We start from the raw sequence: 13,407 nt of genomic DNA on the forward strand, positions 1-13,407 counted from the left end.
ACGCCTCGCTACGAGTTATGCTCCAGCGCCGAATATCTCATCGTAGGTAGATGAATTAATGAACTCATCAGTTACAGGGACTTTATAGTTCGGTAAATTTGAAGCATAGCCATAAAATGTTCCAAATGTTGGATCACGACCGAGTGCGCCAGGCGACGTGACATTTGATTTATAGAGGATAGCCGCGCTGGGATCTATGAATCCTGAAGCGACAAAGCAATCTGCTACAAGCTCAGAGCAGAAATAACTACCTTTCTGGGCCGGTGAAGGAGCAAGATTTCCTGCAAAGAAGGCATGAAGTTGATCGTGTAACGTCAGCTCGTGAACTTCCCGCCTGCTACGAAATTTCACTACATCTCGAAGGTTATATTTTGCTTTCGATGCAATAATTGAATCTATAAAAGTCATCAACGCCTGAATACGCTCTACGGGTCGCCAAGCGTCAGGTTGGCGAAAAATAGCTACGTGATCGTATCGTTGTACAAGGGATTGAAGGCCAGTTTTAGTTACGCCGTCAGAAACCGTTGATTCCGCAGCATTGTCAGAGTCAATGCAGATCGCTGCATGTGTATATTCACTGCCTGTTGCGCGAGTTATGACCATACCTGCAGGATCAAATTTCTCGTCTTTGTAGCAGAGAAGAATATCTCCCGCACGAAGTTTACTGATTGGAACTAGCTTATTCGTGTCATCACTGTTCATGTTAAAATCTTTCGAAGGATCGGTACGTCATCTAAGAGGCGAAGGTATATCAGTTCTTGGCCGCTAGGCCAGAATATGCCGGATATGCCGAATTTTATTGATAGGAAGACCCAGCCGATCGTCGGCTCGTCCGAAAGGCTTACGTGATGGCGATGCTAAATTTGTCGTAATCGAAATTAATAGTCCTATGGTTCGAAATAAAATTCTCCCAGAAGGGACGACTTTCACCTGCTATTTCAATAAGGAGTTCTTTTACGTTGTGTTCTTTTAAAATATCAATTGTCTTATTGGTCAAGGCCGTGCCAACTCCTTTTCGCTTGTGATTCGGTGCTACGTAGAGTTTGTAAAGCTCCGACGCATCATCGCCCCAAATTATTGTGGCAACGCCGAGAATTGAACCAGCCTCTTCTGCCACGATGGATGAAGAGTTAAACGAAGCCTTTATATCTACAATGCCCGGCTCCGGATTTTTGTCAAGGATCAGTTGGATTTTGCTTAGCTGCTCTTCGGAAGCTGGGTAGATAAACTTCATTTTTTTGTGATTGGATGGTTGGGTTCCTACGAGTGTAGCAGACAGCGGCACCATTAATCGTTGGCCTTTGGGATTTTTGATTTGTGGATCAGGACTTGTTGACGAGGTTCGATACCAGCTGCGAGGTATTGCGAAGCGTGCTGGACGCGAGATGGGCATAGCGCTGCGTGGTCACACTGGAGGCATGCCCTAAAAGCAACTGTACCTGATACAGCGATGCACCTTCATTGACCAGCATGCTGGCGAATGCATGGCGGCAGTCGTGCAGTCTGCATCGTTCCACCTTGGCTGCGGCGAGGATGCGGCGCCACGCCTTGGTCGGGTTATTGAGCGGCTTCATCGGGTCTTTGCCGGGGAATATCCACGGAGAGTCGTCCAGACGCGGCGCGCTCTTGAATACCTCAATGGCGGCATCATTGAGGACAACGTGACGGGAGCGACCGCTCTTGGTCTTGGGCAGGAACAGCGATCCCTTTTCCAGGTCCAGGTGCTCATGGCGGCTTTGTAGGATTTCTTCCCGGCGCAGGCCGGTCAGAATCAAGGCTGAAATCGCGCTTGCCGCCACCGGGTTCATGTCCAGCGGGGCCACTGCCAATATGCGGCGTATATCTCCCCGTTGCTGCCCCTGAGTGGCCACGAACAAGGCCGTGGGCGGTAATGTTCAGATAGCCCTTTTTTAGGTTATGTTGCAGCCCATTCGCGTCTCTGAATGAACTATTTCGTTTCCCCTCAGACTTCACATCAAAATGGAAGCCATCAGGTAGCTGATAAGAATATTTCCATCCATCAGGGAACTCTGGGTCTCCGTGGCGAGGGCTGTCGTCGTCCCAAATCCAGCGGCCTGTGGACGCTGATGCGATTTGTGATTGGCTGAGCCTCAAGGCTCCGAAAATGAACCGGAGCCGAGGACTACGAATCCACGAATGCAAAACGCCGATCTGCATGGATCGGCGTTTCGTGAGGTATGTTCTTGGTGGCCCGGGGCGGAATCGAACCACCGACACAAGGATTTTCAATCCTCGTGCCACCAGTTATTTCCACGCCTGGCATGGCTTTCATGTCCCTGGTTAGCGTAAGGAGTAGGGCAGTCGCATTAACTAGCGGTTTTTAGTCGCAGAATTGTGGCGCTAGTTGCAATTACTTTGGCGCCCTACGCGTGTCACTCAACAGCTTACACGTCGATGTTGCCTGCACGCAGAGCATTGTTCTCGATGAACGCCCGACGTGGTTCAACATCGTCCCCCATTAGCGTAGTAAAGATCTGATCCGCAGCAATCGCATCCTCAATCTGCACCTTCAGCAAACGGCGCACGGTCGGGTCCATGGTGGTTTCCCACAGCTGATCCGGATTCATCTCACCCAGACCTTTGTAGCGCTGCTTGGACACCACACGTTCCGCCTCGTCACGCAGCCACTGCATCGCCTGGTGGAAATCGACCACGGCCGATTCCTTGGTGCGCTCGCCTTCGCCGCGGCGCACGTAGGCGCCTTCGCCGATCAGGCCCTTGAACGTGGCTGCCGCGCTGGCCAGCACGTTGTAGTCCGCGCCCTGCACGAAGTCCGCATCGATCGAGCTGACCTTGATGTTACCGTGATGCATACGCTCGATGCGCAGCGCGTGCTTCTCGGACAGTTCATCCGAAATCACCGTCACTTTGACCGCGATATCGTTGATCTCCGCCACCAGCGCGCGGGCCGATGCATCGGCCAGCTCCTGCGTGCTCAGATCCAAGGTCACACCGGTCATGATGGCGGTCAGCGCCGCACGGTCGATCACGCGCGTCAGGCGCGTCATGATGACGTTGGCCAGGTTGAACTGACGCACCAGCTCGCCCAGCGGTTCGCCGACGATAGGATCGGCGCCTTCGCGCGGCACCAGCGCGGCGGTGTTCAGCGCCACGTTCATCATGTAGCTCGCTTCTTCCGCGTCATCCTTCAGATAGCGCTCGTCGCGGCCGGCCTTGACCTTGTACAGCGGCGGTTGCGCGATGTAGATGTGGCCGCGCTCGACCAGCTGCGGCATCTGGCGATAGAACAGGGTCAGCAGCAGCGTGCGGATGTGGGCGCCGTCGACGTCCGCATCGGTCATGATGATGATGCGGTGATAGCGCAGCTTCTCGACGTTGAATTCGTCCGGGCCGATCGACGTGCCCAGCGTGGCGATCAGCGTGGTGATCTGTTCCGACGACAGCATCTTTTCGAAGCGCGCCTTCTCCACGTTCAGCACCTTGCCTCGCAGCGGCAGAATCGCCTGGAACTTGCGGTCGCGGCCCTGCTTGGCGGAACCGCCTGCGGAGTCACCCTCGACGATGTACAGTTCGCACAGCGCCGGATCTTTTTCCTGGCAGTCGGCCAGCTTGGCCGACAGGCCCAGGCCGTCCATGATGCCTTTGCGGCGGGTCAGGTCGCGGGCCTTGCGGGCCGCTTCGCGCGCGCGCGCCGCTTCGACGATCTTGCCGCAGATGATCTTGGCGTCGTTCGGTTTTTCCTGCAGGTAGTCCGACAGCGTCTTGGCGACGATCTCTTCGACCGGGCCGCGCACTTCGGACGACACCAGCTTGTCCTTGGTCTGCGACGAGAACTTCGGCTCGGGCACCTTGACCGACAGCACGCAGGTCAGGCCTTCGCGCATGTCGTCGCCGGAGATTTCCACCTTGGCCTTCTTGGCGAATTCCTGCTCTTCGATGTACTTGTTGATGACGCGGGTCATCGCGGCGCGCAGGCCGGTCAGGTGGGTGCCGCCGTCGCGCTGCGGGATGTTGTTGGTGAAGCACAGCACCTGTTCGTTGTAGGCGTCGTTCCACTGCATCGACACGTCCACCGAGATGTTGGTGCCCTGGTCCGACATGCGTTCGCCGGTGGCCTGGAACACGGTCGGGTGCAGCACGGTCTTGGCTTTGTTGATGTACTCGACGAAGCCGCGGGTGCCGCCTTCGAACGCGAAGATCTCTTCCTTGCCGTTGCGCTGGTCGGTCAGCTTGATGTTGACGCCGTTATTCAGGAACGACAGTTCGCGGATACGCTTGGCCAGGATCTCGTAGTGGAATTCGACGTGGTTGAAGATTTCCTCGTCGGCCCAGAAGTGCACGTCGGTGCCGCGCTTGTCGGTGTCGCCGATGACCTTGATCGGCGAGACGGCGAAGCCGTCCTTCTCCGCCAGTTCGCGGTTCTGCGGCACGCCACGGACGAACTCCATGTAGTGCACCTTGCCGTCGCGGCGGATGGTCAGCTTGAGCAGCTTCGACAGCGCGTTCACGCACGATACGCCCACGCCGTGCAGGCCGCCCGACACCTTGTACGAGTTCTGGTCGAACTTGCCGCCGGCGTGCAGTTCGGTCATGACGATCTCGGCGGCGGAGCGCTTCGGATCGTGCTTGTCGTCCATCTTCAGGCCGGTCGGCACGCCGCGGCCGTTGTCGGTGATCGAGATCGAGTTGTCCGAGTGGATGGTGACGTGGATTTCCGTGCAGTGGCCGGCCAGCGATTCGTCGATCGAGTTGTCCAGCACTTCGAACACCAGGTGGTGCAGGCCGGTGCCGTCCGAGGTGTCGCCGATGTACATGCCGGGTCGTTTGCGGACTGCTTCCAGACCTTCGAGGATCTGGATCGATGAGGCGCCGTATTCTTCGGTGTTGACCGGTACTGGTACTGGATTCTCTTCTGGGATGGCGGACATGTGCTGCTTTCTCTGTTATCGATTACTTACGTTCTTACGGCTGCTGCAAAAGGCTAAGCTTCAATGCGTTATATGCGCATCGGCATGACGACGTACTTGAAGTCGGCATTGTCCGGGATCGAGATCAGCGCGGACGAGTTCGAATCGCCCAGCGCGACGTTGACCTGGTCGCACTTCAGGTTGTTCAACACGTCCAGCAGATAGGTCACGTTGAAGCCGATGTCGACGCTGTCGCCGCCGTAGTCGATTTCCAGTTCTTCCACGGCCTCTTCCTGGTCCGCGTTGGTCGAGCTGATCTTCATGCTGCCCGGCGTGATGATGCAGCGCACGCCCTTGAACTTGTCACTGGTCATGATGGCGGCGCGTTGCAGCGAACGCAGCAGCTCATCGCGGCCGATCGTGAATTCGTTCTTGTAGCCCTTCGGGATCACCCGCGTGTAGTCGGGGAACTTGCCCTCGACCAGCTTGGAGATCAGTTCGATGTCGGCAAAGGTCAGCTTGACCTGGTTGGCGGCGATGTCCAGCTGCACGGTCTCGTCGTTCTCTTCCAGCAGGCGCTGCAGTTCGATGATGGTCTTGCGCGGGATGATCACTTCCTGGCGCTCGAACGATTGCTCGGTCTCGACCTGGCAGAACGCCAGGCGGTGGCCGTCGGTGGCCACGGCGATCACGTTCTTGCCGTCCAGGACCAGCAGCAGGCCGTTCAGGTAGTAGCGGATGTCCTGCTGGGCCATCGAGAAGTGCACCATGTTGAACAGGTGCTTCAGCGTTTTCTGCGGCAGCGTGACGGAGGCGCTGTAGCTGTCGGCCTGCTGCACGGTCGGGAATTCCTCGGCGGCCAGCGTCTGCAGCGCGAAGCGCGATTTGCCGGTCTGCACCGTCAGGCGCTTGTTCAGCAGGGTCATCGTCACGTCGCCCGATTCAGGCAGCGCGCGCAGGATGTCGAGCAGCTTGCGCGCGGCCACGGTGGTGCCGGTCACTTCGCTGCCGGAACCGATCTCGGCGTTGGTGGTGATCTGGACTTCGGTGTCGGTCGACAGGAAGGATACGCTCTCGCCCTCTTTGCGGATGAGGATATTGGCCAGAATCGGCATAGTGTGCCGACGCTCGACAATACCGCTCACGATCTGCAGTGGCCGGAGAAGGGTATCTCGGGTGGTTTTGACCAATTGCATAGTTATCCTCAATAGTAAAGATTAAACGATATTTTTATAACAATGTTGCCTTGTGAGCAGACGTGCTTTTTTGCCTAGATCATAAAGCCAAACCTACTGTCCGGCTAGCCTTTCAGCGTTTGCTCCAGCACGTGCAGCTCGTGGTTGCATTCCGGGTTCTTGGTGCGGTCCAGCGCGATCTTGCGCACCGCGTGCAGCACGGTCGTGTGGTCGCGGCCGCCGAACAGTTCGCCGATCTCCGGCAAGCTCTTTTGCGTCAGCTCCTTGGCCAGGTACATCGCGATCTGGCGTGGCCGCGCGATGTTGGCCGGGCGACGCTTGGAGTACATGTCGGCCACCTTGATGTTGAAGAAGTCCGCCACCGTCTTCTGGATGTTCTCCACCGAGATCTGGCGGTTCTGCACCGACAGCAAATCCTTCAGCGCTTCTTTCACGATGTCGATCGTGATGTCCTTGCCGTGGAAGCGCGAGTACGCCAGGATCTTGCGCAGCGCGCCTTCCAGCTCGCGCACGTTCGAACGCAGGTGCTTGGCCACGAAGAAGGCGACGTCGTCCGAGAAGGTGACCCCTTCCTGCTTGGCTTTTTTCAAAAGAATCGCCACGCGCATTTCCAGCTCCGGCGGCTCGATCGCCACCGTCAGGCCGGAATCGAAGCGCGAGATCAGGCGGTCGTCCATGCCGGTGATTTCCTTCGGATAGGTATCCGAGGTGATGATGATCTGCTTCTTGGCAGCGATCAGCGCTTCGAACGCATAGAAGAACTCTTCCTGCGTGCGGCTCTTGCCGCCGAAGAATTGAATATCATCGATCAGCAGCATGTCGAGCGAGTGATAGTAATGCTTGAAGTCGTCGAAGCCCTTGCGCTGGTAAGCCGTCACCACGTCGCGCACGTACTGCTCGGCGTGGATGTAGCGGATCTTGGCGCCCGGCTGGTCGGCCATCACCTGGTTGCCGATCGCGTGGATCAAGTGGGTCTTACCCAGGCCGACGCCGCCGTAGAAGAACAGCGGGTTGTACGACACGCCCGGGTTGTTGGCCACCTGGATCGCGGCGGCGCGCGCCAGCTGGTTGGCCTTACCGGTGACGAAGCTGTCGAAGGTCAGGTCGGTGTTGATGCGGCTCTGTTCGCGGCGCGGCGCGGCCGAAGCCGGCAACTCCGGCACCGACGGCACCGGATCGGCCATGCGCGCGTTGCCGCTCGGGACGCCACCGTTGTAGTCGGGTACGGGCGCCACGGTCGCGGCCTTTTTCGGCATAGCCAAGCGCGGATCGAGCACGAACTGCACCTCGGTAGGCGCTTCCCAATACTGGCAGGCCAGGGCCGTGATGCGGTTGGCGAACTGGCTCTTGACCCAGTCCAGCTTGAACCGGTTGGGGGCGGCCACACGCAACTTGCCCGCCTCGTAGTCGAGGGGGATGAGCGGTTTTATCCACGCGCTGAATTGTTGCGGCGTCAGCTCCAGCTCCAGCTGGGCGGAGCAGGTCTGCCAGAAATTTTCCATGAATCTTTATCTATTCTTTACTGCTGATAAGGGTGTCGGTGAACCCGGGTTCGCCACACGTAACGCGCTATTCTACTCTCGCCGGCCCAAGTTATCCACAGGCACGACGCTTATTTTCGCACTTTGGCCGGCCCCCGAATGGCGGGTCGAGACCATCAGTTGTTGACAAGCGGGACCGAAATGCTGATAATTCAGGGTTCCCCGCCCGTATTCCTAGTTTATTCACATGAACGTCAATATGGAGTAAGCGTGGATTTAGCGGGCGATGAGATGGACCCAGCTTGTGCCGGTAGCGTTGGCATGGGTGCGCGAAGTGTCATTGGCACCAAAAACTGACGGGGCCACAACCCGATTTTGCATTTTTTTCTGCTTTTAGCGAGACCAACATGAAACGTACTTACCAACCTTCCGTTGTACGCCGTAAGCGTACCCACGGCTTCCGCGCACGTATGGCTACCCGTGGCGGCCGCCAAGTGCTTAACGCACGTCGCGCCAAAGGCCGCAAGCGTCTGGCTGTATAAGCCATCGCTTGTTAGCTGATCGCGTGGAAAGCTGTATTTCAAGCGGCTCGACAGGCGAAGGTTCACACGACTTCGCGCGCGTTCGGCGTATCGTTAAAACGGATGAATTTTCATCCGTTTTTCGTTTGCGCCCTACCCAAAAAAGCGCGCACTTCGTGCTCTACACCCGTCTGAATGAATTGCCGCATGCGCGGCTGGGCGTCGTTGTGGCCAAGCGGTTTGCGCCGCGCGCCGTCACGCGCAACACGATCAAGCGCGTGACCCGCGAATTGTTCCGCCAGACCAGCCTGCCGGCGATCGATTGCCTGATCCGCCTGGCCAAGCCGGTCAACAGCAAGGACGGGCCGGCCACCACCGCCAAGCTGAAAGCGGCTTTGCGGGTGGAACTGGCGCGTCTGTTCGCGCAGGCCAAGGCGGCCAAGCTGCCGAAACCGGCCTTGCCTTCGACGCCGCCGCCTCCACCTGTGGCATCATGAAAAAACTGCTCCGCTTCCTGCTGCGTTTTTACCAGCTGGCCATCAGCCCGATGATGGCGCCGCGCTGCCGGTTTTATCCGAGCTGCTCGAACTATGCGCTGGAAGCGTTGCAGGTGCACGGCGCCGCCAAGGGCAGCCTGCTGGCGGTCAAGCGCGTGTGCCGCTGCAATCCCTGGAATTATGGCGGGCACGATCCTGTGCCGCCCGCCGACGGCAAAACGCATTCCTCTTCTACGACCGCTCGCGGTTGCAACCACTCCTGACAAATAGCCTAATGGATATCAATAAACGTACCATCCTGTGGATCGTGTTTGCCCTGTCGCTGGTAGTTCTTTGGAACAACTGGATGGTCTCGACAGGCAAACCTTCCATGTTTGCTCCCGCCCCGGCGCAGACCGCCAAGGCCGCGGAAGCGAAGAAATCCGAACTGCCGGCCGCCACCGCCGCCGCCGCGGCAGGCGCTTCGGCACTGCCGGGCGCGCCCGCAGCGGCCGAGCCGTTCAAGAGTGAGCGCATCACCGTCACCACCGATCTGTTCCGTGTCGACGTCGACACCCTGGGCGGCACCATCAAGCGCCTGGAACTGCTGAAGTTCAAGGACGGCGTGGACACCAGCAAGAACCAGGTGCTGTTCGACGTCGACGCCGGCACCGGCAAGACCTATCTGGCCCAAACCGGCCTGATCGGCGCCGCCGGCCTGCCAAACCACCAGACCGGCTTCGTCGCCAAGCCTGGCCCGCGCATGCTGGGCGATGCCAACCAGGTGCAACTGGTGCTGGAAGCGGAATCGGGCGGCGTCAAGCTGACCAAGACCTACACCTTCAAGCGCGGCGACTACACGATCGACGTGCGCCACGACGTGGCCAACGTCGGCGCCGCGCCGGTCAAGCCTGAGCTGTACCTGCAACTGGTCCACGACGGCAACAAGCCGGCCGGCGACTCCTACTTCAACAGCAGCTACACCGGCCCGACGCTGTACACCGCCGAAGACCACTACAAGAAGCTGAAGTTCGAATCGCTGGAAAAAGAAGCGGCCGAAGCCGCCAAGACCGGCAAGGACGCCGTGCAGGATCACCCGACCAAGGCCGACAACGGCTGGTTCGCGATCTCACAGCACTTCTTCGTCTCGGCCTTCGTTCCGCAGGACAAACTGGCGCGCACCATCTTCACCAAGAAAGTGACGACCAACCAGTACGCGATCGGCACCATCCAGCAACTGGGCACGCTGGCGCCGGGCGCCACCGTGAGCAACGAGGCCAAGCTGTACTCCGGCCCGCAGCAAGCGAAGCTGCTGGAACAGGTCAGCCCTGGCCTGGACCTGGTCAAGGACTATGGCTGGCTGACCATCATCGCCAAGCCTATCTTCTGGGTCATGGACCACATCCACCAGGTGCTGGGCAACTGGGGCTGGACCATCATCGCCTTCACCATCCTGATCAAGCTGGCGTTTTTCCCGCTGTCGGCCGCCGGTTACCGCAGCATGGCCAAGGTCAAGCTGGTCACGCCGAAGATGCAGGCGATCCGCGAGCGCTACAAAGGCGACCCGGCCAAGATGAACCAGGCCACCATGGAGCTGTACAAGACCGAGAAGATCAACCCGCTGGGCAGCTGCCTGCCTATCCTGGTGCAGATGCCGGTCTTCATCGCCCTGTACTGGGTGCTGCAGGCGTCGGTGGAGATTCGCGGCGCGCCGTGGATCGGCTGGATCACCAACCTGGCCGCGCCAGACCCTTGGTACATCCTGCCAGTGCTGTACGCGATCTCGATGTACATCACCACCAAGCTGAACCCGGCGCCTGCCGATCCGATGCAAGCGAAGATGATGTTGTTCATGCCGCTGGCGTTCTCGGTCATGTTCTTCTTCTTCCCGTCCGGCCTGGTGCTGTACTGGGTGGTGAACAACGTGCTGTCGATCGCTCAGCAGTACGTCATCTCCAAGAAGTTTGCGCCGGCAACGGCCGCCAACTCCTGATCGCAAGCTTGTTGCAGAAAAGCCCGTGTTAATCGCGGGCTTTTTTTTACTTTACAATTCCCCTATGAATATCGACTCTTCCCCCATCGCCGCCATCGCCACCGCACCAGGACGCGGCGGCATCGGCGTGGTACGCGCCTCCGGCAAGAACCTGCAAGCGCTGATCACCGCGCTGTTCGGCACCACCGCCCTGCAGCCGCGCCACGCCACCTACATCCCGTTCAAGCAGGCCGACGGCGCGCTGATCGACCAGGGCATCGCCATCTGGTTCAAGGGGCCGCATTCCTACACCGGGGAAGACGTGCTGGAACTGCAGGGCCACGGCGGCCCCATCGTGCTGCAGCTGTTGCTGGCGCGCGTGCTGGAAGCGGGCGCCGAGCTGGGCCTGCGGCTGGCCGAGCCGGGCGAGTTCACCCGCCGCGCCTACCTCAACGACAAGCTCGACCTGGCGCAGGCCGAGGCCGTGGCCGACCTGATCGACGCCTCCACCGAGGCGGCGGCCAAGTCGGCGTCGCAATCGCTGTCGGGCGCGTTCTCGAAGACGGTCAACGCGCTGGTGGACGGCGTGACCGGCCTGCGCATGCTGGTCGAAGCCACGCTGGACTTCCCGGAAGAGGAAATCGACTTCCTGGAAAAATCCGACGCGCGCGGCCAGCTGGCCGGCATCGTCAGCGCGCTGGAGCTGGTGTTCAAGCAGGCGTCGCAGGGCGCGCTGCTGCGCGAGGGCTTGAACGTGGTGCTGGTCGGCCAGCCCAACGTCGGCAAGTCGTCGCTGCTGAACGCGCTGGCGGGCACGGACGTGGCCATCGTCACGCCGATCGCCGGCACCACGCGCGACAAGGTCACCGAGACCATCCAGATTGAAGGTATACCTCTAAACATCATCGACACCGCCGGCATCCGCGCGATCGACGACGGCGTCGACGTGGTCGAGCGCATCGGCATCGAGCGCACCTGGGGCGAGGTCGGCAAGGCCGACGTCATCCTGCACCTGCTGGACGCCGACCACGGCCCGTCGCGCGCGGACGAGGGCATCGTCGCCGCCTTCCCGCTCGGCGTGCCGGTGCTGCGGATCTGGAACAAGATCGACCTGTCGGGCCACAAGCCGGGCGTCGATCCGATGGACGATGCCACGCATGTGTACCTGTCGGCGCACGAGCACATCGGCATCGACCTGCTGCGCGCCGAGTTGCTGCGCATCGCCGGCTGGCAGCAGACCGGCGAATCGCTGTACCTGGCGCGCGAACGCCATCTGATCGCGCTGAAGAACGCCGGCGCCCATCTGGAACGGGCCGGCGAACACGCGGCGCAGAACGACCAGTCGCTGGACCTGTTCGCGGAAGAGCTGCGGCTGGCGCAGGTGCAGCTGTCGAGCATCACCGGCGCGTTTTCGTCGGATGATCTGCTGGGTGTGATCTTCTCGCGTTTCTGTATCGGAAAATAAGCAGCTTGCAGTTCAGGCCGCCAAAGGGGCGGGCTGAACCTGCATCGGAGTTTCCAGGAAGCGTTGTGCAGCTTGCCAAACATCGTAGGCACTTTGCTCTGCCAGCCACAGGCGAGCCTCACCGCCGCGCTCTACGCCCAGCCAGGCCTCAATACGCAACGCCATTTCAGGCGAAATCGCAGCGCGGCCGTTGAGGACGCGGGACAACGTGACGCGGTTGACATCCAGTTGCTGCGCCGCTTCGGTAACCGTCAGGCCCAGCGCGGGTAGAACGTCATCGCGTAAGGTCAGTCCCGGGTGTGGTGGATTAAACATGCGTGCCATGATATTTCTTCCTTAATGATAGTCCTGATAGTCCACAAGGATGGCGTCAGTACCCTCGAACTTAAATGTCAGGCGCCAGTTGCCACTTACCGACACGGAAAAATGTCCCCTAAGTGCTTTGCCTTTTAATGGGTGCAGGCCCCAACCGGGCAGGTTCATTCCTTGGGGAGATGTGGCCTCGTTCAGGCGGCGCAGCATGGCGCCTAGTCTGGGCGCATGGGCTGCCTGAATGCCGGCCATGCTCCCAGTCTCGAAAAAAACTCTCAACCCCTTGTGCTGGAATGTTTTTATCATGAGTCATTGTAGCGCGTAACGTTACGCGCACCAATGTCAATTCATGTTGCCCTCGGCGTAAATTTCGGTCAATGATAAAATTTGCAATGGTCACTGGCTTTAATAAATAGGTTCTCATGATCCTCTACCACAGCATCGCCGCACGTTCCTTCCGTCCATTGTGGATGATGGAGGAATTGGGGCTGACATATGAGTTGCGCATGATGGCTTTCCCGCCGCGCGTGCATGACAAGTCCTACCTTGACATCAATCCCTGCGGCACGGTGCCGGCCTTCTTCGACGGCGACATGTGGATGACGGAATCGGCGGCAATCTGCCAGTACCTGGCCGAGCGTCATCCGTCGGCCAGGCTGAACGTCGCGCTGAACGAGGTGGACTACGGCGCGTGGTTGAACTTCCTGCACTTCGGCGAAGCCACGCTGACCTTCCCGCAAACGCTGGTGCTGCGCTACAGCCGCTTCGAATCACCGGAGCGTTTGCAGCCGCAGGTGGTGGAGGACTATTCGCGCTGGTTTTTATCGCGCTTGAAAACGCTGACGCCGCGCCTGGAGCAGAACGAGTTCCTGTGTGCCGGCCGCTTCACGGCAGCGGATGTCTCGGTCGGCTACGCGCTGCTGCTGGCCGAGCAGCTGGGCTTGCACACGTCCTTCACACCGGCAGTCGCCGCCTACTGGCAGCGGCTGCGCCAGCGTCCCGCCTTCCTGCGCGCGCAGGCCGCCGAGCAGGCTGCCGCGCTGGCGCAGGGCGTTTCATCGCGACCGGCGACAGAACTGCCGGCGTAGCGGCGCG

14 protein-coding genes and 1 tRNA gene are annotated in these 13,407 nt (G+C 59.5%); 6 read left to right on the forward strand and 9 right to left on the reverse strand.

The features are described 5' to 3' along the window. Positions 1–15: 15 nt before the first annotated feature. The 7 genes from AC07OK_RS18580 to dnaA all read right to left on the reverse strand — a co-directional run bounded on the left by AC07OK_RS18580 (position 16) and on the right by dnaA (position 7,587). The gene (locus AC07OK_RS18580) at positions 16–702 is read right to left on the reverse strand and encodes a hypothetical protein (protein WP_494691691.1); all 687 of its coding nucleotides are present in this window, start codon (positions 700–702) and stop codon (positions 16–18) included. A gap of 139 nt (positions 703–841) precedes the next feature. After that, positions 842–1,234 carry a GNAT family N-acetyltransferase gene (locus tag AC07OK_RS18585; RefSeq protein ID WP_494691692.1) on the reverse strand — a complete coding sequence of 131 codons (393 nt, stop codon included), beginning with the start codon at positions 1,232–1,234 and terminating at the stop codon, positions 842–844. 88 nt (positions 1,235–1,322) lie between these two features. Further along, on the reverse strand, positions 1,323–1,823 hold the full coding sequence (locus tag AC07OK_RS18590; RefSeq protein WP_494691693.1) for a site-specific integrase: 501 nt from the start codon (positions 1,821–1,823) through the stop codon (positions 1,323–1,325). Positions 1,824–2,205: 382 nt separating this feature from the next. Further along, positions 2,206–2,278, reverse strand: a tRNA-Ser gene (locus AC07OK_RS18595). A gap of 127 nt (positions 2,279–2,405) precedes the next feature. Beyond that, the gene (gene gyrB, locus AC07OK_RS18600; protein ID WP_494691694.1) at positions 2,406–4,910 is read right to left on the reverse strand and encodes a DNA topoisomerase (ATP-hydrolyzing) subunit B; all 2,505 of its coding nucleotides are present in this window, start codon (positions 4,908–4,910) and stop codon (positions 2,406–2,408) included. Positions 4,911–4,978: 68 nt separating this feature from the next. Next, positions 4,979–6,085 (reverse strand): DNA polymerase III subunit beta, encoded by a 1,107-nt coding sequence (gene dnaN, locus AC07OK_RS18605; protein WP_008453129.1) that lies wholly within the window; start codon positions 6,083–6,085, stop codon positions 4,979–4,981. A gap of 104 nt (positions 6,086–6,189) precedes the next feature. Continuing rightward, positions 6,190–7,587, reverse strand: coding sequence for a chromosomal replication initiator protein DnaA (gene dnaA, locus AC07OK_RS18610; RefSeq protein ID WP_494691695.1), 1,398 nt, complete (start codon positions 7,585–7,587; stop codon positions 6,190–6,192). Between the two features lie 386 nt (positions 7,588–7,973). On the opposite strand from dnaA, the gene rpmH reads away from it, so the two are divergent. The 5 genes from rpmH (at position 7,974) to mnmE (ending at position 12,000) form a co-directional block, all read left to right on the forward strand. Next, positions 7,974–8,108: a 50S ribosomal protein L34 gene (gene rpmH, locus AC07OK_RS18615; RefSeq protein ID WP_040378179.1), complete on the forward strand. Its 135-nt coding sequence runs from the start codon at positions 7,974–7,976 to the stop codon at positions 8,106–8,108. 35 nt (positions 8,109–8,143) lie between these two features. Beyond that, positions 8,144–8,584, forward strand: a complete 441-nt coding sequence (gene rnpA / locus AC07OK_RS18620) for a ribonuclease P protein component (RefSeq protein WP_494691733.1) — start codon at positions 8,144–8,146, stop codon at positions 8,582–8,584. Continuing rightward, positions 8,581–8,847 carry a membrane protein insertion efficiency factor YidD gene (gene yidD / locus AC07OK_RS18625; RefSeq protein WP_494691696.1) on the forward strand — a complete coding sequence of 89 codons (267 nt, stop codon included), beginning with the start codon at positions 8,581–8,583 and terminating at the stop codon, positions 8,845–8,847. The genes rnpA and yidD overlap by 4 nt, the downstream gene beginning before the upstream one ends. A gap of 11 nt (positions 8,848–8,858) precedes the next feature. Then, a complete protein-coding gene (yidC, locus tag AC07OK_RS18630) occupies positions 8,859–10,556 on the forward strand; it encodes a membrane protein insertase YidC (protein ID WP_494691697.1) in 1,698 nt (565 codons plus the stop codon). Positions 10,557–10,620: 64 nt separating this feature from the next. Then, a complete protein-coding gene (gene mnmE / locus AC07OK_RS18635; protein WP_494691698.1) occupies positions 10,621–12,000 on the forward strand; it encodes a tRNA uridine-5-carboxymethylaminomethyl(34) synthesis GTPase MnmE in 1,380 nt (459 codons plus the stop codon). A 12-nt stretch (positions 12,001–12,012) separates the two neighbouring features. Here the strand turns inward: mnmE and AC07OK_RS18640 are convergent, their stop codons facing one another. Next, the gene (locus tag AC07OK_RS18640; RefSeq protein ID WP_116993993.1) at positions 12,013–12,324 is read right to left on the reverse strand and encodes a HigA family addiction module antitoxin; all 312 of its coding nucleotides are present in this window, start codon (positions 12,322–12,324) and stop codon (positions 12,013–12,015) included. A 12-nt stretch (positions 12,325–12,336) separates the two neighbouring features. Then, a complete protein-coding gene (locus AC07OK_RS18645; RefSeq protein ID WP_116993994.1) occupies positions 12,337–12,618 on the reverse strand; it encodes a type II toxin-antitoxin system RelE/ParE family toxin in 282 nt (93 codons plus the stop codon). 116 nt (positions 12,619–12,734) lie between these two features. On the opposite strand from AC07OK_RS18645, the gene AC07OK_RS18650 reads away from it, so the two are divergent. After that, the gene (locus AC07OK_RS18650) at positions 12,735–13,400 is read left to right on the forward strand and encodes a glutathione S-transferase family protein (RefSeq protein WP_494691699.1); all 666 of its coding nucleotides are present in this window, start codon (positions 12,735–12,737) and stop codon (positions 13,398–13,400) included. Positions 13,401–13,407 lie beyond the last annotated feature (7 nt).

Source organism: Duganella sp. GW821-FHT07G03, from assembly GCF_059418605.1.

Excerpts from the sequence above, each read along its gene's own strand:
- mnmE (WP_494691698.1), top strand. The coding sequence starts at position 10,621 with ATGAATATCGACTCTTCCCCCATCGCCGCCATCGCCACCGCACCAGGA.
- AC07OK_RS18580 (WP_494691691.1), bottom strand. The coding sequence starts at position 702 with ATGAACAGTGATGACACGAATAAGCTAGTTCCAATCAGTAAACTTCGT.
- AC07OK_RS18640 (WP_116993993.1), bottom strand. The coding sequence starts at position 12,324 with ATGGCACGCATGTTTAATCCACCACACCCGGGACTGACCTTACGCGAT.
- AC07OK_RS18650 (WP_494691699.1), top strand. The coding sequence starts at position 12,735 with ATGATCCTCTACCACAGCATCGCCGCACGTTCCTTCCGTCCATTGTGG.
- yidD (WP_494691696.1), top strand. The coding sequence starts at position 8,581 with ATGAAAAAACTGCTCCGCTTCCTGCTGCGTTTTTACCAGCTGGCCATC.
- dnaN (WP_008453129.1), bottom strand. The coding sequence starts at position 6,085 with ATGCAATTGGTCAAAACCACCCGAGATACCCTTCTCCGGCCACTGCAG.
- yidC (WP_494691697.1), top strand. The coding sequence starts at position 8,859 with ATGGATATCAATAAACGTACCATCCTGTGGATCGTGTTTGCCCTGTCG.
- AC07OK_RS18585 (WP_494691692.1), bottom strand. The coding sequence starts at position 1,234 with ATGAAGTTTATCTACCCAGCTTCCGAAGAGCAGCTAAGCAAAATCCAA.
- AC07OK_RS18645 (WP_116993994.1), bottom strand. The coding sequence starts at position 12,618 with ATGATAAAAACATTCCAGCACAAGGGGTTGAGAGTTTTTTTCGAGACT.
- rpmH (WP_040378179.1), top strand. The coding sequence starts at position 7,974 with ATGAAACGTACTTACCAACCTTCCGTTGTACGCCGTAAGCGTACCCAC.
- gyrB (WP_494691694.1), bottom strand. The coding sequence starts at position 4,910 with ATGTCCGCCATCCCAGAAGAGAATCCAGTACCAGTACCGGTCAACACC.
- dnaA (WP_494691695.1), bottom strand. The coding sequence starts at position 7,587 with ATGGAAAATTTCTGGCAGACCTGCTCCGCCCAGCTGGAGCTGGAGCTG.